This window comes from Stakelama sediminis (assembly GCF_014199335.1).
Lineage (GTDB): Bacteria > Pseudomonadota > Alphaproteobacteria > Sphingomonadales > Sphingomonadaceae > Sphingomonas > Sphingomonas sediminis.
In genome coordinates this window covers 178,274-203,450 of the sequence record NZ_JACIJI010000004.1, presented here as the reverse complement: position 1 = coordinate 203,450, position 25,177 = coordinate 178,274, and the positions used below count along the sequence as shown (strand labels likewise).

At 62.1% G+C, this 25,177-nt stretch carries 21 protein-coding genes; 9 read left to right on the top strand and 12 right to left on the bottom strand.

The annotated features are described in order from the left end of the window. Window positions 1–240: 240 nt before the first annotated feature. The 5 genes from FHR23_RS12010 to FHR23_RS11990 form a co-directional block, all read right to left on the bottom strand. Window positions 241–1,782, bottom strand: coding sequence for a DHA2 family efflux MFS transporter permease subunit (locus FHR23_RS12010; protein ID WP_184004271.1), 1,542 nt, complete (start codon window positions 1,780–1,782; stop codon window positions 241–243). A gap of 2 nt (window positions 1,783–1,784) precedes the next feature. Next, a complete protein-coding gene (locus tag FHR23_RS12005) occupies window positions 1,785–2,996 on the bottom strand; it encodes an efflux RND transporter periplasmic adaptor subunit (RefSeq protein ID WP_184004424.1) in 1,212 nt (403 codons plus the stop codon). Between the two features lie 17 nt (window positions 2,997–3,013). Then, window positions 3,014–4,453 (bottom strand): efflux transporter outer membrane subunit, encoded by a 1,440-nt coding sequence (locus FHR23_RS12000; RefSeq protein ID WP_184004269.1) that lies wholly within the window; start codon window positions 4,451–4,453, stop codon window positions 3,014–3,016. Next, a complete protein-coding gene (locus FHR23_RS11995) occupies window positions 4,450–4,926 on the bottom strand; it encodes a MarR family winged helix-turn-helix transcriptional regulator (RefSeq protein ID WP_184004267.1) in 477 nt (158 codons plus the stop codon). Before FHR23_RS11995 ends, FHR23_RS12000 begins: the two co-directional genes overlap by 4 nt. Window positions 4,927–5,152: 226 nt before the next feature. Beyond that, entirely contained in the window at window positions 5,153–7,297 is a 2,145-nt protein-coding gene (locus tag FHR23_RS11990; RefSeq protein WP_221227513.1) for an alpha-glucuronidase family glycosyl hydrolase, read from the bottom strand. 265 nt (window positions 7,298–7,562) lie between these two features. On the opposite strand from FHR23_RS11990, the gene FHR23_RS11985 reads away from it, so the two are divergent. The 3 genes from FHR23_RS11985 to FHR23_RS11975 all read left to right on the top strand — a co-directional run bounded on the left by FHR23_RS11985 (window position 7,563) and on the right by FHR23_RS11975 (window position 11,922). Further along, window positions 7,563–8,699: an aldose epimerase family protein gene (locus tag FHR23_RS11985; RefSeq protein WP_246359854.1), complete on the top strand. Its 1,137-nt coding sequence runs from the start codon at window positions 7,563–7,565 to the stop codon at window positions 8,697–8,699. Window positions 8,700–8,701: 2 nt separating this feature from the next. After that, window positions 8,702–10,519, top strand: coding sequence for an IlvD/Edd family dehydratase (locus FHR23_RS11980; protein WP_184004261.1), 1,818 nt, complete (start codon window positions 8,702–8,704; stop codon window positions 10,517–10,519). Window positions 10,520–10,584: 65 nt separating this feature from the next. Continuing rightward, entirely contained in the window at window positions 10,585–11,922 is a 1,338-nt protein-coding gene (locus tag FHR23_RS11975; RefSeq protein ID WP_184004259.1) for a sugar MFS transporter, read from the top strand. Here the strand turns inward: FHR23_RS11975 and FHR23_RS11970 are convergent. The 7 genes from FHR23_RS11970 to FHR23_RS11940 form a co-directional block, all read right to left on the bottom strand. Continuing rightward, on the bottom strand, window positions 11,912–12,970 hold the full coding sequence (locus FHR23_RS11970; protein WP_184004257.1) for a glycosyltransferase family 2 protein: 1,059 nt from the start codon (window positions 12,968–12,970) through the stop codon (window positions 11,912–11,914). The genes FHR23_RS11975 and FHR23_RS11970 overlap by 11 nt on opposite strands. After that, window positions 12,967–15,474, bottom strand: a complete 2,508-nt coding sequence (locus tag FHR23_RS11965) for a DegT/DnrJ/EryC1/StrS family aminotransferase (protein ID WP_184004255.1) — start codon at window positions 15,472–15,474, stop codon at window positions 12,967–12,969. Before FHR23_RS11965 ends, FHR23_RS11970 begins: the two co-directional genes overlap by 4 nt. 110 nt (window positions 15,475–15,584) lie before the next feature. Beyond that, a complete protein-coding gene (locus FHR23_RS11960; protein WP_184004253.1) occupies window positions 15,585–16,022 on the bottom strand; it encodes an ester cyclase in 438 nt (145 codons plus the stop codon). Between the two features lie 17 nt (window positions 16,023–16,039). Then, window positions 16,040–17,188 carry an aminotransferase class V-fold PLP-dependent enzyme gene (locus tag FHR23_RS11955; protein WP_343043131.1) on the bottom strand — a complete coding sequence of 383 codons (1,149 nt, stop codon included), beginning with the start codon at window positions 17,186–17,188 and terminating at the stop codon, window positions 16,040–16,042. Beyond that, complete coding sequence (locus FHR23_RS11950) at window positions 17,185–17,949, bottom strand: tryptophan 2,3-dioxygenase (protein WP_184004251.1); 765 nt, start codon at window positions 17,947–17,949, stop codon at window positions 17,185–17,187. The genes FHR23_RS11955 and FHR23_RS11950 overlap by 4 nt, the downstream gene beginning before the upstream one ends. A gap of 75 nt (window positions 17,950–18,024) precedes the next feature. Then, entirely contained in the window at window positions 18,025–18,366 is a 342-nt protein-coding gene (locus FHR23_RS11945) for a putative periplasmic lipoprotein (RefSeq protein WP_184004249.1), read from the bottom strand. A gap of 24 nt (window positions 18,367–18,390) precedes the next feature. Next, window positions 18,391–19,041 (bottom strand): TetR/AcrR family transcriptional regulator, encoded by a 651-nt coding sequence (locus FHR23_RS11940; RefSeq protein WP_184004247.1) that lies wholly within the window; start codon window positions 19,039–19,041, stop codon window positions 18,391–18,393. 176 nt (window positions 19,042–19,217) lie between these two features. Between FHR23_RS11940 and FHR23_RS11935 the strand changes: the two genes are divergently transcribed. The 6 genes from FHR23_RS11935 to FHR23_RS11910 are packed head-to-tail and all read left to right on the top strand — an operon-like array spanning window position 19,218 to window position 25,171. Then, on the top strand, window positions 19,218–19,886 hold the full coding sequence (locus tag FHR23_RS11935; protein WP_184004245.1) for a hypothetical protein: 669 nt from the start codon (window positions 19,218–19,220) through the stop codon (window positions 19,884–19,886). Next, window positions 19,883–21,100: a hypothetical protein gene (locus tag FHR23_RS11930; protein WP_184004243.1), complete on the top strand. Its 1,218-nt coding sequence runs from the start codon at window positions 19,883–19,885 to the stop codon at window positions 21,098–21,100. The genes FHR23_RS11935 and FHR23_RS11930 overlap by 4 nt, the downstream gene beginning before the upstream one ends. After that, window positions 21,087–22,043 (top strand): AAA family ATPase, encoded by a 957-nt coding sequence (locus tag FHR23_RS11925; protein ID WP_184004241.1) that lies wholly within the window; start codon window positions 21,087–21,089, stop codon window positions 22,041–22,043. Before FHR23_RS11930 ends, FHR23_RS11925 begins: the two co-directional genes overlap by 14 nt. Continuing rightward, complete coding sequence (locus FHR23_RS11920) at window positions 22,040–23,305, top strand: DUF58 domain-containing protein (RefSeq protein WP_184004239.1); 1,266 nt, start codon at window positions 22,040–22,042, stop codon at window positions 23,303–23,305. Before FHR23_RS11925 ends, FHR23_RS11920 begins: the two co-directional genes overlap by 4 nt. Then, window positions 23,302–24,309, top strand: a complete 1,008-nt coding sequence (locus FHR23_RS11915) for a stage II sporulation protein M (protein ID WP_184004237.1) — start codon at window positions 23,302–23,304, stop codon at window positions 24,307–24,309. Before FHR23_RS11920 ends, FHR23_RS11915 begins: the two co-directional genes overlap by 4 nt. Continuing rightward, complete coding sequence (locus FHR23_RS11910; RefSeq protein ID WP_184004235.1) at window positions 24,302–25,171, top strand: RDD family protein; 870 nt, start codon at window positions 24,302–24,304, stop codon at window positions 25,169–25,171. Before FHR23_RS11915 ends, FHR23_RS11910 begins: the two co-directional genes overlap by 8 nt. Window positions 25,172–25,177 lie beyond the last annotated feature (6 nt).

The following is a 25,177-nucleotide window of genomic DNA, read 5'->3' as shown; positions in this document are numbered from 1 at the left end:
TGGTAGCGCCGACATCAATGCCGGAGACTTTTGCCATGCCACCATATGACGATCATGAGCGGCAATAGCACGGACGGTTATACGGCAACCAACCTGATCGGACTTGCGCTCTGAGAAGGGCGCCTGCGGCGTATCTTGCAGGCGAGAGCGCGGGATGCGGCATCGGTTTTTCCGGACGCTTCGATCGATGCCGCCGGCGGCGGGTATTGCGGATACGCCATCGCGCAATACCCGTCGTCGTCATTCCGCAGCCACATGGCCCGTGTCGCCCTTCGGCCGACGTGCGAACCAGACCAGCACGATCATGACGATCGAAATCCAGCCCGAAACCCAGAACAGGTCGTCCACCGACAGCAGATAGGCCTGCTGGACCATCTGGTGCGTGATGGCACCGGAAGCCTGCAACGCATTCGCGCCAAGGGATTCCAGCTTGTCCACCGCCTGCCGATATCCGGGCGCGAACGCCGTGAAATGTTCGGACATCCGGCTCTGATGCAGCGCTTCCCTGCGGTCCCACATGGTGGTGACGATCGACGCGGCAAAACTGCCGCTGGTCATTCTCGCAAAGTTGGAAATGCCGGTGGCGGAGGGAAGCTGTTCGGGTGGAATACCGTCAAGCTGGATATTCAGCATGGCAAGGAAGAAACAGCTCATCGCCACCCCCTGCACCAGCATCGGCATGGTATAGGTCCAGAAATCACCCTGCGTCGTGAACTCCGCGCGCATGAAGAACGACACGGCAAACGCCACAAAGGCAATCGTCGCCAGCATCCGTGCATCCATTTTACCACTGAGCCGGGCCATGATGGGAGTGCAGATAATGGCAACGACACCGCTTGGCGCCGCCACCAGTCCCGCCCAGGTCGCCGTATATCCCAACTGGGTCTGCATCCACAGCGGCATCAGGAGGACGTTGGCGAAAAAGACCGCATAGCCCATGCAAAAAGCAATCGTGCCGAGCGTGAAATTCCGTCCGCGAAACAGCCAGAGATCAACCGCCGGATGGGCATCCGTCAGTTCCCAGATGATCCAGGCGACAAAGATGACCGCCGCAACGACCGCCGCAACGACAATAACCGTCGAATGGAACCAGTCCGCATCCTTGCCCTTGTCGAGCACGATTTGCAGCGCACCGACCCAGATGACCAGCATCCAGACGCCGACCTTGTCGATGGGGATATTGCGGGTGGGCGTTTCCCGGTCTCTCAGACCGCGCCAGCACAGGAATGCGCAAATGATCCCCACCGGCACGTTGATCAGGAAGATCCAGCTCCAGTGATAATTGTCGGAAATATATCCGCCCAGGATCGGCCCGGCGACCGGCCCGATCAGGGTCGTGATCGACCAGACTCCCAGTGCCGTCGAACGTTTATTTTCCGGGAAGATGGAAATCAGCAGCGCCTGACTGCCCGGAATCATCGGACCGGATACCGCACCTTGAAAAATCCGGAACAGGATCAGGACATTGAGGTTCCAGGCCAGTCCGCACAGAAAAGATGCGAAGGTGAATAGCGCCACCGATGCGACAAAGGTGCGAACCACCCCGAAACGTCCCATCAGCCAGCCGGTCAGCGGTACCGTAACCCCGTTTGCAACGACGAAGGAGGTCACCACCCAGGTGCCGTTATCCGCGCTGACGCCCAGATTACCGGCGATGGTAGGCAACGACACATTGGCAATCGTCGAATCGAGCACCTGCATGAAGGTGCCGAGCGCAAGGGCAAAGGCAGTCAGCCCCAGCGCCAGCCCCGTCATGGGGGGCAACGCACCACCCTTTTCCATGATCAGCGTCCCGTATTGGCAGCGATGATCTGATCGATCTTCGTCTGAACGGCATCCCCGCCGGTATCGCTGGCCTGTGGCGCAAAGGGCGCCTTCGCCTGCGCACCGAGCAGCGTGCCCGAAACGTTACTGGTATCGACATCGACCTTGACGGAAAGACCGATACGAAGCGGGTGCTTTGCCAGTTCATTCGGATCGAGCACGATCCGCACGGGAACCCGCTGCACGATCTTGATCCAGTTGCCGCTTGCATTCTGCGGCGGCAGCAGCGCGAAAGCATTGCCGCTGCCCGCGCCCAGTCCCTCGACATGGCCGTGATACACCACCTTGCCGCCATAGACGTCGGTCGTGATCGTCGCCGGCTGACCGACCCGCAGATCCGACAACTGGGTTTCCCGGAAATTGGCGTCGATCCAGACCCGGCGAAGCGGCACCACCGCCATCAGCGGCGTTCCGGCATTGACCTGCTGTCCGATCTGCACGGTGCGTTTAGCGATCGTACCACTGATCGGTGCGACAATGTGCATATGACTGCGCCGGATCGCGGCGCGGCGATAGGCGGCGATCGCCGCGAGCACCGCGGGATTGTCGCGCACATTGGTGCCCTGCACCTGTGTCTGCGCCTGAGCGAGCTTGCTCTCGGCAAGGTTGAGCGACGCGCCGGCGGTCTTCACCGTATCCGCCGCGTGCGAAACCTCCTCGCCCGAAACCGCACCCTGCTGTGCCGCTTCCTGACGACGGGAAAGATCGTTGCGAGCACGGGCGAGATCGGCACGCGCCTGCACCACTGATGCGCGGGCGGCATTCACCTGAGAAAAGTCGCCGCGCACACCGCGCACCGCCTGCCCAAGCTGTGCGGCAGCGGCCTGAAGCTCGACATCCGCCGTAGCGGGATCGAGGTCGATCAGCGGCTCTCCGGCCTTCACCCGCTGCGTATCGTCCGCATAGATGGCGGTAACGGTGCCGGGATCGCGCGCGGTGATCGCCACCATGTCTCCACCGACATAGGCGTCGTCAGTCGATTCACTGGGAGGAGAGAAAAACAGCCGGTAGCCGCCATAGACCAGCGCCGCCAGAACCACCACAATCGCCAAGATGGTCAGCAATTTGCGGCGCGCTTTCGGACGACCAGGCTCTTCCGGCGCAGCCGTTTCCACCTGCGGGACGCTTTCTTCGGCAAGCCGCTCTTCCAGCGGTTCACGGGAATCGTTCATATCATGGACCATATCGTTCATTGGGCAGCCCTTGTGACGGAGGCGGTGGACGCACCGGCGGAGTCGGGATCGAACCCGCCGCCGACAGCGACCAGCAACTGAATTTCGGCAACGGCCTTATCGGCCTGAAGATTGGCGGCGGCCTGACGCGCTTCGAGCAGGCGTACATCGGAACCGATCAGATCGAGCCGCGAATTAAGACCGGTGGAGACGCGCACATTGTTCAGTCTGCGTACTTCGGCCAGTCCGGCGACGGCCTTGCGCTGTTCGGCAAGATCGCCGGTCAGGGTATGATAGCGGCTGAGCGCATCGGCGGTCTGACGCACCGCCCCCAATACCGCCTGATTATAGCTTGCGATCGCGGCATCGACCTTCGCGGTGGCGCCTTCATAATCGGCACGCAGCTTTCCGCCCTCAAAAATCGGCAGGTGAATTGCCGCACCGCCGCCATAGGTCGAGGCATCGCTGGAAAAGAGGTTGCCGATCCCCAGCGCCTGCAATCCGACCAGACCAAGCAGATTGACGTTCGGATAAAATGCCTTGCGCGCGACCTGACGCCCGGCGGCGGCAGCAGCAATGCGGGCACGAGCGCTCAGAATATCGGGACGCCGCGCCAGCAGGTCAGCCGGAAGCGCCTTGGGAAGCGGCAACAGCGTGTCGAGCTTCAATTGCGTGGGCCGGATCGTGGAATAATAGTTCGCACCCTGTCCGGCGAGCAGCGCCAGCGCGTGGACAACCTGTTCGCGCTGCCCCTTTGCACGGATCACCGCCTGTTGCGCCTGAGCGAGCAGGGTCTGCGATGCCTGAACGTCGATATTGCTGGCAAGCTGGCTCTTCACCCGCACTTTGGCGAGGTGCAGAGACTGCGATCGCTGATCGACGGTGGATTGCGCGATGGCGATCTGGCGTTCGGCACGCACCAGTTCGATATAGGTCTGCACCACCGAGCCCGCGAGGGCCAGCCGTGCCGCGTCGTAATCGAGTGCCGCTGCGTTCGCGCTGTCGCGTGCCTGCCGCACGGCATCGGCCTGCTGCCCCCAGAAGTCGAGATTCCAGTTCAGATTGGCCTGTGCCTGCCCGACCCAGCGAAACGTGCCGCCATAGGGAGGCGGAATGATATAGACGCTGCTGAGCCGCTCAAACTGCTCATTGGCGTCGGCTGCGATCTGTGGTTTCGTCGCCGCATCCGCTCCCTGCAGCGCACTTTGCGCCAGACGCACGCGCGCCATCGCCGATTGCAGCGTGGGGCTGCCCGACAGCGCATCGTCGACAATATGGTCGAGTTGCGGGTCGCCCAGCGCCTTCCACCAGTCCGTATCGATCCGGGGCGCATCGCTGTCGCTCAGACCCAAAGCCGGCGCCTTGACGGCATCCACTGCAACTTCGGTATGCGGCGCGGCACATCCGGCCAGCGCCAGCGCAGCAAGCGCCGGGGCGGATAACAGAAAGCGCTTCATTTCGACGCCTCCGCTTTGTCTTCAAGCGCCTCGAAGCGCGCCAGAAGCTTGTTCAGAAGGGCGATAAGCTGACGCACTTCTTCATGGTCAGCGCCATCCAGAATATCGTTCCAGACATCCATGACGATAGCGGCAAGCTGTTCGAGCTGAACGGTGCCGGCCGGAGTGACGGTCAGCCTGGTGACGCGCCGATCGCAATCATCCCTGACCCGTTTCAACAATCCGCGCTCCTCAAGCTGGTCGAGCACGCGGGTCATGGCACCGCTATTATGGCCCAGATCCTTTGACAGCGACGAACAGGTGCAGGCGATCTTGTTCGCCACCAGCGCAAGCACCGCCCATTGCGTAAAGGTTATGTCGTTTCCGTCGAACGCATCCTCCACGCGGTTGCTGCCCAGCTTGTTCAGCCGACGCAGCAGATACCCCAGCGAGGCGCGCGGAAAAAAGGTTTCGGGCGTGTAGAATGGGTCCATTATTTACCTGCCTAAGCAACTATTGCATCGGCAGGTAAATTTACCCGTCTGCTTTTGCAACCTTATTAAGGCTGCTCAGGATGCAACTGCCGATGCATTTGGCGCACGCCGTTTGCCCGCCGCAACCCAATGGCTAGCGACTGAAAGTTGAACATCCTGATTTCGCAAGGAAAGTGTTTCGCTATCCCTGCACCGGTCGCGTCAGGCCCTCTCTGGCAAAACCGGATTATTCCGCCTGGCCGGGCGCATAGGGCGTCTTGATCGCCTCATAATAGCGCAGGTCATGGGGCGGTTCAGCATGTCCGGCCGGTAGCGGCAGCTTCGACAGGCTCTGGAAATAGGCAATGGACGCGTTGCGCCACCACAAGGCGTCATGATGCTGGATTTCCATGAACGCGGTTTCCTCATCGAAGCGCTGCTTGTCGATATAAGGCTTCAGCAAGGCCCAGGTCCGCTGCATCTGCGCCACCGTGGCGACGCCCTTGTCATAATGATCGATCAGCGAATCCCACAGCGTCTGGCCCGACCGCATCCGATAGGTCCAGGGGACGTGATGGAACCACAACAAATCCTTGTCCGGCACCGTATTCAGCGACCCGAACAGTGCCGCGACATGGGGCGCATATTGAGCAATCGCATCGCTGCCGGTCGCGCTACGGTCGAATCCGATGCCGTTCGCGTCGGCACGATTGTAATAGACCGGATTCCATTCCGGGCGCGACAGATTGTGGACCCATGGTCCCGGCCCGTGATGATGCCCGGTCGCCATCTGATGCGCGAGGCCCAGCGGAGTCATGTAATTCACCACCGCTTCACGCGATTCCATCATCATGCCGACGATCGCATCGACCATTTGCGGATTTTCGCCCCAGGTCATCTTCGTCCAGTCGCGCGCGATCGCCTCCGCCGACCCTTGCGGATTCCAGGCAAGGCGCCCGAACGCATACCAGTTGGCCTGATCGAACTCCGACCCCGTCCAGTCGCGGTCGTTGCCGATATTGGATACGCCCGCCATGCCGGTCAGGCCCGTTCCCTTGCCGTCCTCCAGCACCCGGGCAACCGTCGTACCCTGCCCGTGCTGCCAGGTATCGGTATCGAGCACCTCCGCCCACATCGTGCCCAGATAGGCAAGGTGCGTGTTGAAGCCGAGATACTCTTTCGTAATCTCCACTTCCATCATCAGCGGCGTATGCGGCATCGCCCCGAACAGCGGATGGAACGGCTCACGCGGCTGGAAGTCGATGGGGCCGTTCTTCACCTGCACCATGACATTGTCGGCGAACTTGCCGTCGAGCGGCTTGAATTCGGAATAGGCCTGTTTGGCACGGTCCTCGCTGTTCTGCGCGGAATAGACAAAGGCGCGCCAGATCACGATCCCGCCATGCGGTTTCAGCGCGGCAGCCAGCATATTGGCTCCCTGCGCATGGGTGCGGTGATAATCCTGCGGCCCCGGCTGGCCTTCCGAATTGGCCTTGACCAGAAACCCGCCGAAATCGGGGATCAGGCGATAGATTTCGTCCGCCTTCGCCTTCCACCATGCCTGCACCTTCGGATCTAGCGGGTCGGCGGTTTTCAGCCCCCCGATCGCGACCGGTGCACCGAAATTGGCGGATAGGTACACATGGATACCATAAGGGCGGAACACATCCGCCAGCGCGGCCACCTTCTTCAGGAAGCGCGGACGCAGGATATCGGGATTGGCGTTGACGTTGTTGAGTACCGTGCCGTTGATGCCGATCGAAGCATTGGCACGGGCATAGTCGGTATAGCGCGGCGCCTTCCATTCCGGCAGCGTGAACCAGTCCCACAGCGACAATCCGGCATAGCCGCGTTCGACATGACGATCGAGATTGTCCCAGTGGTTAAGCATCCGAAGCTTCAGCTTCGGCGCATCGCGGACATCGACGCCGGCCAGCGGCTCGCGGGTTTCCATCCGTTCCAGAAAGCGGAACACGCCATAGAGCACGCCAACATCGCTGTTCGCCGCGATCACCGTGGCGCGATGGCCGTTGACGCGCACCGAGCGGATGACGAATCCGTCGTTCCCCAATCCTTTCAGCGGCAGATCGAGGGCGGCGATGACGCGCGAATTTGCGGGTGTACCGTACAGGATGGCCCCGTCGCGCGATACCGACGCCGCCTGCCCCGGCACCGCGCCCAGCATCCCGCGCAGACCGCGATTGAGTTCGCTGGTCGCCGCCGTGATGGTGGCGCTGCCGCCTGCCGGCACCAGTTGCGTCGCCGCCGCCGTATAGCGCGCATCCCATGTCTGTCCGACCGGGCGATAACGGAGCCAGAGCGCATAACCGTCCTCGGCATGGGCAACGCCCGCTCCCACCAGCGCCAGCAATATCAGCGCCAGCCCGCTCATGAACCTCTCTACCCGCATCTCGACTCTCCCAGCCACTCCAGACGCTTCCGGCCCGGTTGTTTTACGCTAGCAAGTCCCACGCGGTACCGCTACCATCATTGCTATCGCGCGTGATTAAAACGAAATGTCGCGACAGCGCGATCGATTTTAACCTTATTCCGGCGCTCTCAATCATCAGCCGCAAAATTTCACTTGTTTCCGACCAAAAACCTTGTCATTTGTATGAGTATATAATCTTTACCGTTGGAGGGGAATGATGCGTCCGATGAAACTGGTATCCGCCGGACTTGTTTTCGGAGTAGCAATGACGGCAATGGCTTCGTCCGCACTGGCCGCGGACGCTCAACGCACATCCTTCGGAAAATTGAACGACGGCACCCCTATCGAAAAGGTCACCCTGACCAACGATCACGGCATGTCCGTGTCGATCATGACGCTGGGCGCCGCGGTTCACACCCTGAAGGTTCCGGATCGTAAGGGCCATATCGACGATGTCGTACTGGGCTATGATACCCCGGCCGAATATCTTGCCGATCCGCAATATTTCGGCGCTTCCGTTGGCCGCTTCGCCAACCGAATTGCCAAAGGCAAATTCACCCTCGACGGCAAGACCTATCAGCTCGACGTCAATGACGGCCCCAACTCGCTGCATGGCGGCGCGGACGGCTTCGACAAGCGCGTGTGGAAAATCGATTCGGTGAAAAGCGGGCCCATCGCCAGCGTCACCATGTCCTATGACAGCCCAGACGGGCAGGAAGGCTATCCCGGCGATCTGCACGTCACCGCGACCTATTCGCTGGGCAAGGAAAACACGCTGAAAATCGTCTATAAGGCGACCACCGACAAGCCCACGATCGTCAACATCTCCAACCACAGCTATTGGAACCTGTCGGGCGCCCAGGCCACGGTCGGGGCGATGCACGATATTCTGACGCTCAACGCTTCCCACTTCACACCGATCGATTCGACCCTGATCCCGACGGGCAAAATCGAGTCGGTGGAGGGCACACCGTTCGATTTTCGCAAGCCCACCCGGATCGGCCTGCGCGTACGCGACGGTTCCAGCGAACAGATCCGCTATGCCCATGGCTATGATCACAATTTCGTGATTGACGGTCAGGTTGGGAAGGTCCGTCAAATGGCACGGCTGGAAGACCCCAAAAGCGGCCGCGTGCTGGAAATATGGTCGGACGCGCCGGGGCTGCAATTCTATTCGGGCAATTTCCTCGACGGCACCATGCTCGGCAAGGGGCAGCATCTGTATCGTGAGGGCGACGCCGTGGTATTCGAACCCCAGCTATTCCCCGACGCGCCGAACCACCCGAACTTCCCCAGTGCGACGCTGAATCCGGGGCAGACCTATTCGAATACGATCGAATTCAAATTCTCGACAGAAAAGTAACAATGCAAAACCCTCCTCCCTCACCGTCTCGCGAAGTGCCGCGCCGTTTGCGGTCGCGCGAATGGTTCGACAATCCGGATAATGCCGACATGACCGCTCTCTATCTGGAGCGGTACATGAATTTCGGCCTGAGCCTGGAAGAACTGCAATCCGGCAAGCCGATCATCGGCATTGCCCAGACCGGCAGCGATCTCAGCCCGTGCAACCGCCATCATATCGTGCTGGCGGAACGCGTGCGCGAGGGCATTCGCGAAGCGGGCGGTATCTGTATCGAGTTTCCGGTGCACCCGATTCAGGAGACCGGCAAGCGCCCGACCGCCGGGCTCGACCGCAACCTGGCCTATATGGGGCTGGTCGAAATCCTGTTCGGCTATCCGCTCGACGGCGTCGTGCTGACAGTTGGATGCGACAAGACGACACCGGCCTGTCTGATGGCGGCCGCGACGGTCAATATTCCGGCAATCGCACTGTCGGTCGGGCCGATGCTCAACGGTTATTACAAGGGCGAACGCACCGGATCGGGCACCATCGTCTGGAAGGCGCGCGAAAAGCTGGCGGCAGGCGAGATCGACTATAAGGGCTTTATCAAGCTCGTTGCCTCGTCGGCACAATCGACCGGCTATTGCAACACCATGGGCACGGCGACGACGATGAACTCGCTGACCGAATCGCTGGGCATGTCGCTGCCGGGTTCGGCGGCGATCCCCGCGCCCTATCGCGACCGTCAGGAAGTGGCGTATCACACCGGCCGCCAGATCGTCGAAATGGTCCATGCCGACCGCAAGCCTTCGGACATTCTGACGCGCGAGGCATTCATCAACACGATCCGCGTCAATTCGGCCATTGGCGGTTCCACCAATGCGCCGATCCATATCAACGCGATCGCGCGTCATATCGGCGTCGAACTGAATATCGACGACTGGCAGACCTATGGCCGCGATGTTCCACTGCTGGTCAATCTGCAACCGGCGGGCGAATATCTGGGCGAGGACTATTATCATGCGGGCGGTGTACCTGCAGTCGTCTCCCAGTTGATCAAACAGGGCCTGATCCATGAGGACGCGCTGACCTGCAACGGCAAGACGATGGGTGACAATTGCCGGGACACGGAAATCGAGGATGAAAAGGTCATTCGTCCGTTCGACCGACCGATGGCGAAAGCAGCCGGTTACTCCGTCCTGCGCGGCAATCTGTTCGACAGCGCGATCATGAAATTATCGGTCATTTCGGACGAATTCCGGGACCGTTATCTTTCCAACCCGGACGACCCGGATGCGTTCGAGGGGCCGGTCGTGGTGTTCGACGGGCCAGAGGATTATCACGCACGCATCGACGATCCCGATCTGGAAATCGACGAAAAGTCGCTGCTGATCATGCGCGGTGCAGGGCCGATCGGCTATCCCGGTGCCGCCGAAGTGGTCAATATGCGCGCACCTGCCAAGCTGCTGAAGCGCGGCATTCGCGCGTTGCCCTGTATCGGCGACGGCCGGCAGTCGGGAACCTCCGGCAGTCCGTCGATCCTGAACGCTTCCCCCGAAGCGGCGGCGGGCGGCGGGCTGGCACTGGTCAAAACCGGCGACCGGGTCCGCATCGACCTGCGCAAGGGCACTGCCGACATACTGATTTCGGGTGAGGAACTGGCGCAACGCCGGGCCGAGCTGAACGATCGGGGCGGCTATCCCTATCCGGCCAGCCAGACTCCCTGGCAGGAGATACAGCGCGGCGTCACCGGACAGATGGATACCGGTGCCGTGCTGGAAAACGCCGTGAAATATCAGCGGATTGCTCAGGTTATTGGCGTACCGAGACATAATCACTAGCAATGCCCGTTCCCGCCAGAACATAACAGGCGGGATTCGGTTCAAAGTCCAAGCAGGAGTACAGGATGCCCGGTGCAGCACCAGTCAATCCGCGGGTCGGCGTTCAGGGGCCACGCGAAACCTACACCGCCGCACTTGCGGTACTTGCCTCCCTGTTCTTCATGTGGGGCTTCATCACGGTTCTGAACGACATTCTGGTCCCGCACCTGAAAGTCGTATTCGATCTGGACTATACGCAGGCGCTGCTCGTTCAGTTCGTCTGGTTCATCGCCTATTTCGTGATGTCGATCCCATCGGCAAAGCTGCTCGAACGCGCAGGCTATAAATGGTCGATCGTGATCGGGCTCGCGATCATGGCGGTTGGTGCGCTGGGCTTTATTCCGGCATCGCAGTTCGTGTCCTATGGCGTGTTTCTGGCGGCGCTGTTCGTCCTCGCTTCGGGCATCACCCTGCTCCAGGTCGCGGCCAATCCCTATGTATCGGTGCTGGGACCGCCCGAAACCTCTTCTTCGCGCCTCAACCTCGTGCAGGCGATGAACTCAGCAGGCACGATGGTTGCGCCGCTGTTCGGCAGCCTGCTGATCCTTGGACGCAGCAGCACCGGCACCGCCGCGCACGGCGCCGCCAATGTGACGCTGACCGAAGCACAGAAGCTGGCGGACGCGCAATCGGTGCAGCTTCCCTATGTCGGGATCGTCGTCGTCCTGCTGCTGCTTGCGGGCGTTTTCGCGGTGATCCGGCTTCCTGACCTCGGCAGCGACACGCGACGTGTTGCGCGCGAGGAGCGTGGCAATCACAGCCTTTGGAAGCACCGCAATCTGGTGTTCGGCATCCCGGCGATCTTTATCTATCTGATCGCTGAAATCGGTGTCGGCAGCCTGCTCATCAGTTTCATCACCCAGCCGCAGATCGGCGCGATGACCGCCGAAAAAGCCGGTACCTATCTGACGCTGCTGTGGGGCGGAATGATGGTCGGGCGCTTCGCCGGCAGCTTCCTGATGCGGTTCATCAAGGCGGAAACCATGCTGGCGGGCGCCGCGATCGGGGCCTTCACCCTGCTGATGATTACGATCTTCGGAACCGGCCATATTTCGATGTGGTCGCTGATCCTGGTCGGCCTGTTTCACTCGATCATGTTCCCGACGATCTTCACGCTGGGCATTCGCGGTCTCGGTCCCCTGACCGAAGAAGGCTCGGGCCTGCTTATCATGGCGATTGCGGGCGGCGCGCTCGCCACCGGTCAGGGCTGGCTTGCCGATCATTTCGGGCTGCAATGGTCGTTCCTGCTTCCCGCGGCATGCGAACTCTATGTGCTGTTCTATGCGCTCTGGGGCTGCCGCCCGACCGCAGCACTGCCGGATGAGGTGATTAGCGAACCGCCGGTGGACGCGGTTACGCCCTAAACCGGTCGCGCCGCATGGCGCGGACCTGGCCCACCATGCGCGACACGAGCAGGTCGACCTGACCATGCCCGGTCGCCGCATCGGTCGGTGCCGCGCTACGGGCCTGATGCATGGGCACCGCGCCGGAACGAATGGCGGCCCGGCACAGCTGATGCCATATCCGCGCTATGTCCTGCCTGACTGCTTCGCGAGCGGCTTCACCGGGCTGGTAGCGGTCGGCAAACGCGCGGTGCAATGTGTCGATCGACAGGAACAGCGCCGACAGCGTTGCCGCATCGGGCACCGGCTGACGCGCCATGACATGCCGCACGATACGCTCGGTCATCTGCGGGTCGGACTCGCCCAGCAAATCGGCATGAACCTGTTCCAGCACCACCGCCGCCTGCGCCAGCATCTTGTTTTCATGCAGCTTGGACAATCCGCCGGGATGGTTGCGATAGAGGGTCAGCACCGCATCCAGTTCGGCAATTTTTCCGAAGGGCCGCAGGCGATGGTACAGGTCGAAATCTTCGGCATAGAGCAGGTCGGGCCGTTCGAAGATTTCCAGCCTGCGGGCGGCATCGGCGCGAAACATTACCGACGACCAGACCAGCGGATTACGCGTCAACATCAGCCAGTCGATCAGGTCCGGCGTCAGTCCGGTTGGTCGGGGGTGTGGCCGGATCGTGCCATTTTCCAGCAATTTCGTCGCGGTGCCGACCAGAACGACTTCCGGATTGGAATCCAGAAACGCCACCTGCTTTGCGAACCGTTCGGGCAGGCAGATATCGTCATGGTCCAGGCCGACGATGTAGCGGCCCCGTGCCTCGGCAAAAGCGCGGTTGCGGGCATGCACGCAGCCGGCGTTGCGTTCCGCCCTAATCAGGCGAATGCGCGGATCACCATAGGCACGGATCACCGCCGCCGTTTCATCGGGTGAACAATCATCGACGACGACCAGTTCGAAATCACCGAACGTCTGCTGCTGCAAACTGTCAAGTGTTTCGGTGATCAGGTCGGCGCCTTTATAGGCCGCCATCACCACGCTGACGGTAGGACAAGCGGTCATGCCGCCTCGCGTACCAGCCCCTTCAGCAGATGGTCCACGACCATCATGCCGACGTCATTCTGCCACAGCCACAGGCCGTTGGCCTTGCCCCGAAAACTGGGTTCGCCGCCCAGTCTGCCTTCGGGCACGAAGCCTGCGGCCAGACCGATGCCGAACGCATCCGGTACGGGCGTGCCGTCCGCGTCGATCACCCGGCACTGCTGATCGACCAGCCTGGGACGTCCGGGCAAATCCGCGCACAATGCGATCCGATTCCCGTCGGTATCGAAGAGCGGCAGCGCGTGCGGACGATAGCCCAGCGCACCGATGACCAGATCGGCCTGCTCCACAATCCGGCGCGCCTGCGGATCGTCCGGCTGCACCTGATGCATGGTAAGACGCGGGTCCGGCACGCGACCGCCGACACGCAGCATCCGCAATACCAGTTCACGCGATTCGAGCCGGAAACCCGCCAGCCGATAGACGAAGCCACTGACCGGACAGATATCGTCCGGGCCGAAATCGGTGAAGCCGTCTGCATGCGCCGCTTCGACCGATGGATAGAAGGGGCGTAACGGCTGTCGGTGCAACAGCGTCACCGCATTCGCGCCCAGCGGTAAGGCGGGCGATGCTTTCAACAGCATGGCGATGCTCGCCAGCGCGCTGGTCGAACCGCCGATCACGGCGATCCGGGGAGCGGCAGCATCCGCCAGCCGGGCGCGGATCTCCGACATCGCACCGCTGCGCAACGCCATATCTCCCGTCATCAGGCGATCTCCGGCCAGTTCGATCAAAGGGGCACCATCGACGCATTCGCGCCCGATCGATTCCCGATCCTGATACCCGCCGGTTGCAATGACGATCCGCTCGGCGAGCCACTCGCGCTCCCGCGTTCCGTTCGCCATCCGCGCCTGCACCCGCCAGCCCCCGCTCGCCACCTGCCTGGCACCGGTCACCGTATAGCCGGTCACGACCTGCGCTCCTGCATTCTGTGCGATAGTGGTAAAACTTGCCGCCAAAGCATTCAGGAACGGCGGCGTCTCGGCCAGCGGAACGCCCAGCGCGTCGTTATAATGTGCGATCGTCCTTCCGCCCGGTGAATCCACCAGCGCCTCGATTGCCGGATAAGGCGTATCCTTCGCCGCCGACAAAAAAGTCTGGGCGGTGCTGTCCGACGTGATCGAATAGGTGCCGAGCTGACCGCTGCCCAGCACCGTATCGCGATCGATCATGGTCAGGCCGCTTCGTGCCAGCGTTTCCAGCCGCCCGCCTTTCGCCGCAGCGTTCAGGACCGCCATCCCGCCGGGGCCGCCGCCGATGATCAGGGTACCGGTACGTTCGGGCTGGCTCACCGTAGCGGCCATCGTCTTGTCGGATGTGGTTTTGGCACAGCTATCGAACAACATCTCGCAAATATAGCGGACGTCCTCGACATCCATATGATCATGCAACGGCAAGCTGAGGATGCGCGCGGCGATGGAATCGGCCACCGGCGTCGGCTCGATACGCGCCGTAGCCTTGAAATAGGGCTGCTGGCCCAGATGCGGGGCGAAATAGTGCGCCGCGCCGACGCCGCGTGCTGCCAGCCCGGCGATGATGTCCTCTCTGAATGCCGCAAGATGCGAGGGCAACAACAGCGACTGAAACTGCGTCATGGGACGGGCACCGCGCAATCGCTGCAGGCGGAAGTCACCCAGCAGTTCGCCATAAGCCCTGCCCAACCGGGTACGATGATCCGCACAGCTGTCGATTTCGGCCAGTTTCCGGCTGGCGAGCAGACCCGAGACTTCGGACAGTTTCGCGTTCAGGCCGGCCACGGTTGCGGTGCGTGGCATGCCAAAACCGAAATTCGTCATTGCACGTAAATCGTCGATACATGCCGGATCTGCCGAATATACCAGGCCGCCCTCTGCCGTGGCAAAGGGCTTGGTCGCATGCATCGAAAACACGGTGGCAAAACGATGCCCCTGTCCGAAACCGTGCCCGTTCTCATCCAGTGCGCCCAGCGATGCCGCCGCATCGATCACCACCCCGACGTCGTGCCGTTCCGCCAGTCGACGATAGCGCTCCAGATCGATGCAGGTGCCAAAGGTGGCATAGGGCACCACGACCGCGATCTGACTGCCATAGCGGGCAAATGCGGCATCCTCTGCTTCGGCGCACGCCGCCCAGTCATCCGGATCGGAGTCGATCAGCAACGGTGTCAGCCCAGCCCATTCGGCCGCGTGCGCGGTTGCCGCAAAGGTAAAGGCGGGTATCAGTGCGAACCGCTCTCCCCGCCAGTTGCGCCCCGCCGCCTGCCGGATCGCAATCATCAGGCCAAGCGTCGCATTGGCAACGGCCAGACAAGCGCCTTCTCCGCCAAACAATTGTTCGACTATGGCACGTTCGAACGCCGAAACCGTCGGGCCGGCGTTGCTATATTGCCCCGACGCCTCGATCGCCGCGAGTTCTTCCCCCATCTCGCTCAGCTTCGGCGGGTTTGGTGCAATCAGTGGTATCTGCCTGTCGGACAACAATTCCATCCCCCATATGCGCGCATCTGCACAAATTCGGGGGAAAGACTTGCCATAATAGGGATACCAAATAGTGAACGCCGCCGCGCAGAAGGCAATCGGCGACACATCCCCTGCTGTCAGCCCGGAGTCTTGTTTCGTTGCAACTGCTGATACACGCCCAGCCGGTCGGTAACCTGCCAGTGCCCGGTCAGGCGATCCGATGCGTCGAACATATAAGCGGTGGCACCCGACATCGCGACCCGCTTTCCCGTAGCCGGAAAGCCGGGAATATCGCCCAGATGCGTCGCTTCCCACAGCCATGTCATGACCACGGCATCCCCGTCCGCATAGAGTCCCTGAATCAGGAACTTCTGATCGGGAAAAGCCGCGCGCGATTTGACCACCCGGTCCCGAAAGCCATCCAGGTCGAGCGTCATCCCGTCCCATGGATCACCGGGATCATGATGGATGCGATAGACAGGCGCGCAATATTCCCCGGCCAGTTCCACCCTGCCTTCATCCCAGATATCCCGGATGAATTGACGCAGACGATCCTTGCGTGTCTGTTCCGCCATCTCCCCCTCCTATTCTGTCACAAGGTCCGCAGCGCGTTGAGCAGCGCCGTCACATCGGCTTCATCCTGATACAGGCCAAAACCGATGCGCAGCACGTCGCCGCGCACATCGGTCATGACCCCGCGCACTGAAAGCGCGGCATGAAGCACCATCGCATCGGGCGTGCGAAACGCCAGAAACCGCGCCTGTGGTCCCGCTGCCGGAGGATTGAGCAACCTGGCCTGTGCCAGCGGAGTGGCGGAACGTCCGGCGAGCAGCTGCTGCTTCAGGCCGTTGCAATGCTCGCTGATCCGGGCAGTGGTCAGCGCTTCCTTCGCCAGCATGTCGCGCACCGCAACGAAGCGGTACAGTCCCGACGGATCGAAGGTCGCCCCCATGAAGCGGCGCGCATCCGGGGCATAGCCGACCGTACCTGGCGGTGCGGCCAGATCCTCGAAAGCCGCATACCAGCCTGTCAGTTCGGGCCGCATGCCATAGCCGGGCGGGGCGTGCATGACGGCGACGCCCTCCCCCGCCATGGCATATTTATACCCGCCGGCGAGGTAGAAGACGCGATCCGCAAAGGCCGACAGATCGGTATCGGTCGCCATGAAGCCATGATAGCCGTCGATGACTACCCATGGCCCCGCCGGACCGGCCAGTGCCGCAAGACGCTCCAACCCGTGCGTGACGGCGCCGCTGCCGAACATCACCTGACTGACGAAAATCAGGTCGTACGCATTCAACTTCGCCTGTTCGATAAGGCGGTCGGCCAGTTCCTCGCCGACCGCGATACGATCGACGGTTACGCTGCCTGCCTCTTCCCAGCGTGCGACCTGACGGCTAAAGCTGTGAAACTCACCATCCGTCGTCAGAATACGGATCGGGCGATTCTCCATGGCCGAAGCAACCCGGATAAGGAAGTCATGCGTGTTGCCTGCGAACACGATGGTCGACGGATCGGGTACGCCGATTTCATGCGCGACATGCCTTTGTGCCGCGGGCCAGACCTCCTCCATCACCCGGCCCCATTTGCGATCCGCCAGCCGCGCGGCATCATTCCATGCGGCTATTTGCCCTTCATAGCTGGCATCCGGCCAGAGATGATGGCTGTGCGCGGCGAAATGCAGACGGTCGGGCGCCGCCTCCAGCGACCGGCGAAAGAGATGTTTATAGGAACCGGTCACAGCATCGTCCGCAGCGACCAGAGTTCGGGAAAGGCGCGCTTGGTCAGCGTCGATTCCAGATAGGGAACGCCCGCCGTACCCCCGGTGCCGCGCTTGCCGCCGATCACGCGAGAGACGGTCAGGACGTGCTTGTGCCGCCATGTCGCCAGTGCATCATCGATATCGACCAGTTTTTCGGCAAGCTGATACAGATCCCACCAGCGTTCGGTATCGCGATACACCTCGGCCCAAAGTTCCGCCACGGCCGGATCGGGCGTATAGGCCTTGCTCCAGTCGCGTTCGAGCGCGCTTTGGGGAACATCGAACCCCGCCCGCGCCAGAGCGGCATTGGCATCGTCCCACAGGCTGGGACCGTTCGCCGCCGCCTGGGTCAGCGGCCCGCCCGACTGTCCGCCGCGAATACCCAGCATCACCTCCACGGCACGAAACTGATCGGACTGAAACCCCGAACTGCTGCCAAGAACATCGCGAAAACTGCTGTAATCGCTGGGCGTCATCGTTGTCAGCACATCCCAGGACAGGGTCATCACCGCCTGAATGCGCGACACACGGGCAAGCGCCTTATAGGCCTCCACCAGATGACCGTCGCGGATCAGCGACTGGGCAAGCGCGATTTCCGAAATCGTCTGCTTCAGCCACAATTCTTTCGTCTGGTGGATGATGATGAACAGCAATTCGTCATGCCGGTCCGAAATCGGATGCTGCGCATTCAAAAGCGTATCGAGCGCGAGGTAGCGCCCATAGGTCATATCGTCTGTCATGCCGCCTGATTAGCGCGGCAAACGACCGACGGCGACCCCCAGGCCAAGGGAGGTATAAAATCGCGCTGCAGGGTGTCAGCCGCCCTGATCGGTACGGCTGACGACAATGGCAGTCCCGTCCGGCTTGATCTGGACGAGGTGCGCCGTGCCGTCAGTGCATGTGGCACGCCATTCATTATCGGCCGGATTACCGATCAGTTCGGATTTCGTGACGCCTTCGCACTTTCCGCCCGCATCAAGGATCGCACGGATCATCACGACATTGCGTTCCTGCGGCCCCATGGCGGCGACCTTTGCCGCGACATTGTTTTCGGGACTGATCGTCGCGGCCTGATTATTTTCCGGTGCGGCCGGCTTGCGGCTGTTGCACCCGGCCAGCGCGACCAGTGCGGCAGTGGCGATAAGCAAACGTTTCATGGGCGATTCCTTCAGCATCGAAAATCAGGCTGTGTGACCATCATACGCACGCAGAAAGGTTCGTGTTCCATGACGAACCCGTTGCTCTATAATTTCATCGTCGATATGCTTCCGGGCCCCAAATTTCAGTTCGACATCCGTGAATCCGCGCCAAAGAGAGTGCAAATCCTCGGCCGCCAGTTCCGGGTTGTCGCAGACCAGAATTCCCCGATCGCATGCTTCTTCCAGCGCATTGGAGAGATAGTGGCGAATCTGCCCAACCCCCGCATCATAGACGCGACGCCCCAACTCCGGCATCTGCATGAAAACCTGCGCGCTGACCCGATCAAGCGCGACATGTTTGGGCCGAAATACAAAACGCATCAGTTTGATACCGAATGCATTCAGCCGTTCCTCCAGTCCCGATGCGGACTGATCGCCGATCTCGAACGCCTGCGCCATATTGTCGACTTCGGTACGCAAGGCCTGTTCGAACAGCGTCTCCTTGTCACCATAGCGCTTATAGACGGTGACTTTCGATACAGCCGCCTCCTGAGCGATATCCTCGATCGTCGTGGCGACGAAACCGCGTGCAAAGAACAGTTCGCGCGCGGCACGCAGAATCGCAGCATCCTTTGCAGGGTCTGGCGGTCGCCCTGCACGACGCTGGCGCTTACAACACAATTTGTGGTCCAATCCTGTCCTCCAGCGTTTAGCAATGGACCCGAACGCGTGCGAACGCAAATAACGAAACGCCAACCTGTCCCAAATTCGGCAGAAAAATGGTTGCGCGCGCTGACCGCATTTGCTCCAACATCGGATCGAAGCCGCTCTGCCATCCTGTCAGGCGCGGTCTTTTTTGGGGGAAGTTCATGGCAGCCAGTGCCGGTCAGGCGACCGCCGCGCATCCGGCCGTTTCCGTTTTCCCCGATCCCCACGCGGTGGCACTCGCGCATCAGAAACTGGTGCAGGACAGCGGCATTCAGTTCGACCTTCCCGCCAAAGAAGTCGTACATCACCCGCCGCCGCAATGGCTGATCGACCTGTTTCACGCCCTCAGCCGGTTTTCGGCATGGGTCGGTTCCGGCTGGACCTGGATATTGATCGGCATCGGCGTGTTGCTGCTCGCGGTAGTGATCGTCGCCGTGACACCGGGCCTGCGCAACTGGATTGCCGGCCGTTTCCGCCGCAAAACCGAACCGACCGAGGCGTCGGACTGGACACCTGAAGCGGCGACAGTACGGCGGTTGCTCGAAGAGGCCGACCGGCTGGCCGCGCAAGGCCGGTTCGACGAGGCGGTACACCTGATCCTGTTCCGCTCGATCGAGGATATCGAACAATGGCGCGGCAATGCGGTGCGCCCGTCGTTCACCAGTCGCGACATCGCACGCATCGATGCCTTGCCGGAGGCAGCGCGCGGCGTCTTTTCGCGCATAGTCGCCATGGTCGAACGCAGCTTTTTCGGAGGACGGGCGCTCGACAGCGGCGACTGGCATCATGCACGCGATGATTATGCACGCTTCGCGCTGAAGGCCGCATGATGGGCGACGATACGGCCAGCCCTTTTTCGACTCGCACGGTGGTGCTCCTCGTCGTGTTCGGCGCACTGGCCGCGCTTGCCTTCCTGCTGGCAAGCGGGTTCAGTTCGGAACTGGATCACAGCTTCGGGGAGAAACCTCCGGCCCAGGCAAAGAGTGGAAACGGCTTTTACGGACTTTTCGCGTTGCTGAAACAGGTTTCCGACGATGCCCCATATCTTCAGAACGATGCCGGTGGATATAGGACGAAAGACCTGCTGATCCTGACTCCAGAACCGGGCACCACGCGCAAGGACATGATGCGCATTCTGACCCAGCGCGGCGACGATACGGGACCGACGCTGATCGTACTGCCCAAATGGAGTGTGCAGAAACTGCCGTTTCAGGGCGAACGGGTGCAGCGGGTCGGCTGGCTGGGAGCGGAGGTGCTGCTACCGATCATTCCGGTTGACCATGTGGCAATCGCCGCCGATTCGCCGGGCGTTCCGGTTCTGGCACCGGGATATCAGGGTGTACGCTTCCCGAAGACCCGATTGCCGATGCAGACCCTGCGCAGCGCAACACTGGACCCGCTGGTTTCCGCGCCCAACGGTGACGCGTTGCTCGCACGGATGCGGAACAGCAATATCTATATTCTCTCCGACCCCGACCTGATCGACAATCAGGCGCTGAAAACGCCGGAGGGCGCCTTTGCCGCATTGTCGATGCTGGGCGCGCTGGACCCGAAGCAACCGGGCATCGTGTCGTTCGATACGACGCTGCATTACCTGCCGGGCAAGCGTAACCTGATCAAGCTGATGTTCCTGCCGCCCTATCTGGGTGTGACGCTGGCGCTGATCGCTGCGGCGATTCTGGCGGGGATCGCCGCGGCTGCGCGGTTCGGTCCGGCACTGAAACCGCCTCGTGCGATTGCGCTGGGCAAAAGCGCGCTGGTCGATAATGTCGCGGCGCTGACCCGGCTGGCACGACAGACGCGGCTGGCGGCGCCCCATTATGCGGCATGGATACGCGACCGCACGGCGCTGCAACTGCGCGCACCCGGCAATCTGGACGGGCAAGAGCGCGCGGTCTGGCTGAACCGCTTTCCCGACGGGCATGGTCGCCGCTTCACCGATCTCGAACATGCCGCGCTTGAAGCGGGAACCGAAACCGAAATGCTGCGCGCGGCGCAGGATCTGAATGACTGGCAAAAGGATATCACCCATGACGCTGGATGAGGTGCGCGAACTGGGCGCGGCAATCGACCGGGAGATCGGCAAGGCCGTGGTCGCGGAGTCGGACATCGTCCGCCTGCTCGCCATCGCGCTGTTTTCCTCCGGGCATGTGCTGCTGGAAGGACCGCCGGGAACCGCCAAGACGCTGCTGGCGCAAAGTTTCGCGCGCACGCTGGGGCTGGACTATGGGCGCATCCAGTTCACCCCCGACCTGATGCCCGGTGACATTATCGGGGCCAGCCTGTTCAACTTTCAGACCTCGCAGTTCACGCTGACCAGGGGGCCGGTCTTTTGCGAAGTGCTGCTCGCCGACGAAATCAACCGCACCCCGCCCAAGACTCAGGCTGCGCTGCTGGAGGCGATGCAGGAACGCAGCGTCACCATCGACGGGCGTACCGAAGCGCTGTCCGAACGCTTCACGGTGATCGCGACCCAGAACCCGATTGAGCAGCAGGGCGTCTATCCGTTGCCGGAGGCACAGCTCGACCGCTTCCTGTTCAAGCTGTCGATCGCCTATCCCGATGTAGAAGCGGAACGCGCCATCGTCGCGCAATATGGCAGGCGTTCGGGCACGCCACGCGCCGCCGAAATCGGCGTGGGGAAAGTCGCCGACGCGGCACAGGTCGCGGGTGCCATCGCTGCGGTCGAAACCGTAACGCTGTCCGATCCGGTGATCGGCTATATCGTCGATCTGGTTCGGGCCACGCGCGAACATCCCGAACTCGCCACCGGGGCCAGCCCGCGCGCGGCATCGGCGCTGGCGGGCGCGGCACGTGCCGCCGCCGCGTTGGACGGACGCGATTATGTCATCCCCGACGATGTGAAGATGCTGGCACCGCACCTGCTGCGCCATCGCCTGCTCTTGTCTCCCTCCGCGGAAATCGACGGGCGTCGGGTCGACGATGTGGTTGCCGAACTGATCGAGCAGGTGGAGGCGCCGCGTTGATCTATCCCACCCAGCGCGCGGTCTGGCTGGTGGCGGCGTCGGCGCTTCCCGCGCTGATCGTTGGCGTCGTCGCACCCGTCGGCTGGGTCATCGCGCCGATCTGGATCGCGGCGATACTGGTGCTGATCGTCGCCGACGCGTTGTTGACCCCGCGCCTGCGCGGGGCGGCAATCAGCATCGGCGCGCCCGGCAGCATGGGCGTGGGCGAAACGGTGAACCTTGCCCCCGGCCTGGAACGTAACGGTCAGCCGGTAGAGGCGGAGATCGCCGCCGAAGTCGACGGGCCGATGATCGCCGCCGATAACGACGGGCTGGTACAGACCGCCGAACGACGCGGGCTGGCGACGGTGCGGCGTATCTGGGCGCGGCGCAGCGGCCCATTGGGGCTTGCATGGCGTCAGCTCGTCCGAGCCGTCGATATTCCCATCCGTATCCTGCCCGACCTGCGCCCGACGCGCGAACAGGGAATGCGACAATATCTGCGCAGTACGCAATTCGGCGCGCGGATGCGGCTGGAAAGCGGCGACGGGCAGGAGTTTCAGGCGCTCACCGATTTTCAGCCCGGTATGGAACGGCGCACGATCGACTGGAAATCCTCGGCCCGGCATCTGTCACTGCTGGCGCGCGAATATCGTACCGAGCGCGACAATGCGCTGGTGCTGGCAGTCGATTCCGGGCGCGCCATGTGCGATCCCGTGGATGACGTGCCGCGCGTGGACCGGGCGGTGTCGGCAGCACTGCTTGCCGCATTCGTGGCGCTGAAGTCGGGCGACCGGGTGCGACTCTTCTCCTTCGCCGCCAAACCGCAGGTGGACAGCGGCACCCAGCACGGCTCGCGCAGTTTCGCCAGCCTGCACCGCGCCGCCGCCGACATCGATTATTCGCGCGAAGAGAGCAATTACACCCTGTCAATGCTGACCCTCGATCAGAAGCTGCAACGCCGCTCGCTGATCGTCTTGTTTACCGAATTTACCGATCCGACCGCCGCAGAATTGATGATCGCGGCAGCGCGGCGGATGCTGAAACGGCACCGCGTGCTGTTCGTCCTGTTCCGCGATGTCGAACTGGAAGCCGTACAGACCGCGCGCCCCGAAACCGCCGACGATGTCGTCCGCGCCAATATCGCAACGACGCTGATCCGCGAACGCCGCATCGTCATCGAACGACTGAAACGGCTGGGCATCGACGTGCTGGAAGCGGCACCCGACGCGATGCCGCTGGCGCTGGCCGAGCGCTATTGGAAGGAGCGCGAACGATCATGATCGACGCCGCCCCCGCCCCGCTGTTCGCAGCGCGCCATTTCCGCGCCGAGCGCGAAGCCGACTGGCACGAACTGGAGCGCCTGCTCGATATCGTCGAGAAGAAATCGCCCCGCCGCCTGTCGTCGGACGAGTTGCTGGCCCTGCCGCGCCTCTATCGCGCCACGCTCTCGGCACTGTCCATTGCACGCGAAACCTCTCTCGACGCGGCGATGATCGCCTATCTGGAGGGGCTTTCCACGCGCGCCTATTTCATCCTTTACGGGTGTCGCGAGCCGTGGACGAAACAGGTTGCAGGGTTCTTCCGCCATGGCTGGCCCGCAGCGGTGCGGTCGCTGCTCCCCGAAATTCTGGTCGCGACGATCCTGTTCTTCGCAGCCGCGCTGGCCGCCTATCACCTCGTCCGCGCGGAACCCGCCTGGTACGGTGCGATCATTCCCGACGCGTTCGCGGCGGGACGCGATATGGAGGCATCGACCGCGTTCCTGCGTGACTCGCTGTATGGCGCACCGAAGCAAAGCGGGCTGGAAATCTTCGCAACCGCGCTGTTCACCCACAATGCGCAAATCTCGATCCTCGCCTTCGCACTGGGCTTTGCATTTGCGGTGCCGACGGTGCTGCTGCTGGCACAGAATGGCGCGATGCTGGGCGCGATGTTCGCGGTCTATGTCCCGCACGGACTTGGCTGGGGTCTGCTAGGCTGGCTGTCGATCCACGGCACGACGGAGATCTCCGCAATCATCCTCGCCTCTGCGGCGGGGATGCATATCGGCCGCGCGGTCGCCTTTCCCGGTCGTCAGCGACGGCTGGAGGCCGCAGCGCAGGCGGGGCGCAAGGCCGCGCTGGTAATGATCGGCGTAGTGCTGATGCTGATGGTCGCAGGAATGCTGGAAGGATTCGCGCGACAGCTGATCCGCGCCGACGAAGCACGCTTCGCGGTGGCCGGAACCATGCTGCTCATCTGGGTCAGCTATTTCACCCTCGTTGGACGACGCCACCATGGCTAGGCGCCCGAAAGTTCAGCCGACACTGGAACGCGGGCTGGTGACGCCAGAGGGCGTGGTGCTGCACCTCAAACTCGCCAGCGCGGGCGCACGGGCAAGCGCGTTCATGATCGACGGGCTGATCCTGATCGGCTGTATCGTCGCGCTGACCCTGCTGGCCGTGCTTGCCTTCTGGCTGCTCAGCGCCAGCTATCCCGGCATTATCGCGGTCATCTGGCTGCTGTTCTTTTTCGCTTTGCGCAATTTCTATTTCACCTGGTTCGAAAGCGGATCGCGCGCCGCGACCTGGGGCAAGCGGGCAATGAAGCTGCGCGTTGTGGCACGCGACGGCGGGCGGCTGACCGGCAGCGCGGTGGTGGCGCGCAACCTGATGCGCGAAGTGGAGGTGTTCCTCCCCCTCACCTTTCTCGGCTTCGGCGCGGCACAGGGATTCGTCAGTCGCTGGCTGATGATCCTCGGTTTCGCATGGACGGCCATTTTCCTGTTCTTCCCGCTGTTCAACCGCGACCGGCTGCGCGCGGGCGACCTGATCGCGGGGACATGGGTCGTCGAAAATGCGCGACGCGATATCGGTACCGACCTGATCGCCGATCAGGCTGCGCGACCGGCGGCGATCAGCTTCTCCGCCGAAGAGCTTGCGGTCTATGGCCAGTTCGAGCTCCAGCGGCTGGAGGCGGTGCTGCGCCGGGACGACCCCACCACGATCGCCAGCGTCGCCGATGCGATCCGGGGCAAGATCGATCGCTGGGACAATATCAATGACCGGGTGTTCCTCGACGCCTATTATGTCGCCCTGCGCGGAGAACTGGAACGCAAGCTGCTGTTCGGCAAGCGCAAGCGGGACAAGTTCGATACTATTGCCTGACTTGCC

Coding starts and splice junctions, on each gene's coding strand:
- FHR23_RS12010 (WP_184004271.1), bottom strand. CDS start 1,782: ATGGAAAAGGGTGGTGCGTTGCCCCCCATGACGGGGCTGGCGCTGGGG.
- FHR23_RS12005 (WP_184004424.1), bottom strand. CDS start 2,996: ATGAACGATTCCCGTGAACCGCTGGAAGAGCGGCTTGCCGAAGAAAGC.
- FHR23_RS12000 (WP_184004269.1), bottom strand. CDS start 4,453: ATGAAGCGCTTTCTGTTATCCGCCCCGGCGCTTGCTGCGCTGGCGCTG.
- FHR23_RS11995 (WP_184004267.1), bottom strand. CDS start 4,926: ATGGACCCATTCTACACGCCCGAAACCTTTTTTCCGCGCGCCTCGCTG.
- FHR23_RS11990 (WP_221227513.1), bottom strand. CDS start 7,297: ATGAGCGGGCTGGCGCTGATATTGCTGGCGCTGGTGGGAGCGGGCGTT.
- FHR23_RS11985 (WP_246359854.1), top strand. CDS start 7,563: ATGAAACTGGTATCCGCCGGACTTGTTTTCGGAGTAGCAATGACGGCA.
- FHR23_RS11980 (WP_184004261.1), top strand. CDS start 8,702: ATGCAAAACCCTCCTCCCTCACCGTCTCGCGAAGTGCCGCGCCGTTTG.
- FHR23_RS11975 (WP_184004259.1), top strand. CDS start 10,585: ATGCCCGGTGCAGCACCAGTCAATCCGCGGGTCGGCGTTCAGGGGCCA.
- FHR23_RS11970 (WP_184004257.1), bottom strand. CDS start 12,970: ATGACCGCTTGTCCTACCGTCAGCGTGGTGATGGCGGCCTATAAAGGC.
- FHR23_RS11965 (WP_184004255.1), bottom strand. CDS start 15,474: ATGGAATTGTTGTCCGACAGGCAGATACCACTGATTGCACCAAACCCG.
- FHR23_RS11960 (WP_184004253.1), bottom strand. CDS start 16,022: ATGGCGGAACAGACACGCAAGGATCGTCTGCGTCAATTCATCCGGGAT.
- FHR23_RS11950 (WP_184004251.1), bottom strand. CDS start 17,949: ATGACAGACGATATGACCTATGGGCGCTACCTCGCGCTCGATACGCTT.
- FHR23_RS11945 (WP_184004249.1), bottom strand. CDS start 18,366: ATGAAACGTTTGCTTATCGCCACTGCCGCACTGGTCGCGCTGGCCGGG.
- FHR23_RS11935 (WP_184004245.1), top strand. CDS start 19,218: ATGGCAGCCAGTGCCGGTCAGGCGACCGCCGCGCATCCGGCCGTTTCC.
- FHR23_RS11930 (WP_184004243.1), top strand. CDS start 19,883: ATGATGGGCGACGATACGGCCAGCCCTTTTTCGACTCGCACGGTGGTG.
- FHR23_RS11925 (WP_184004241.1), top strand. CDS start 21,087: ATGACGCTGGATGAGGTGCGCGAACTGGGCGCGGCAATCGACCGGGAG.
- FHR23_RS11915 (WP_184004237.1), top strand. CDS start 23,302: ATGATCGACGCCGCCCCCGCCCCGCTGTTCGCAGCGCGCCATTTCCGC.
- FHR23_RS11910 (WP_184004235.1), top strand. CDS start 24,302: ATGGCTAGGCGCCCGAAAGTTCAGCCGACACTGGAACGCGGGCTGGTG.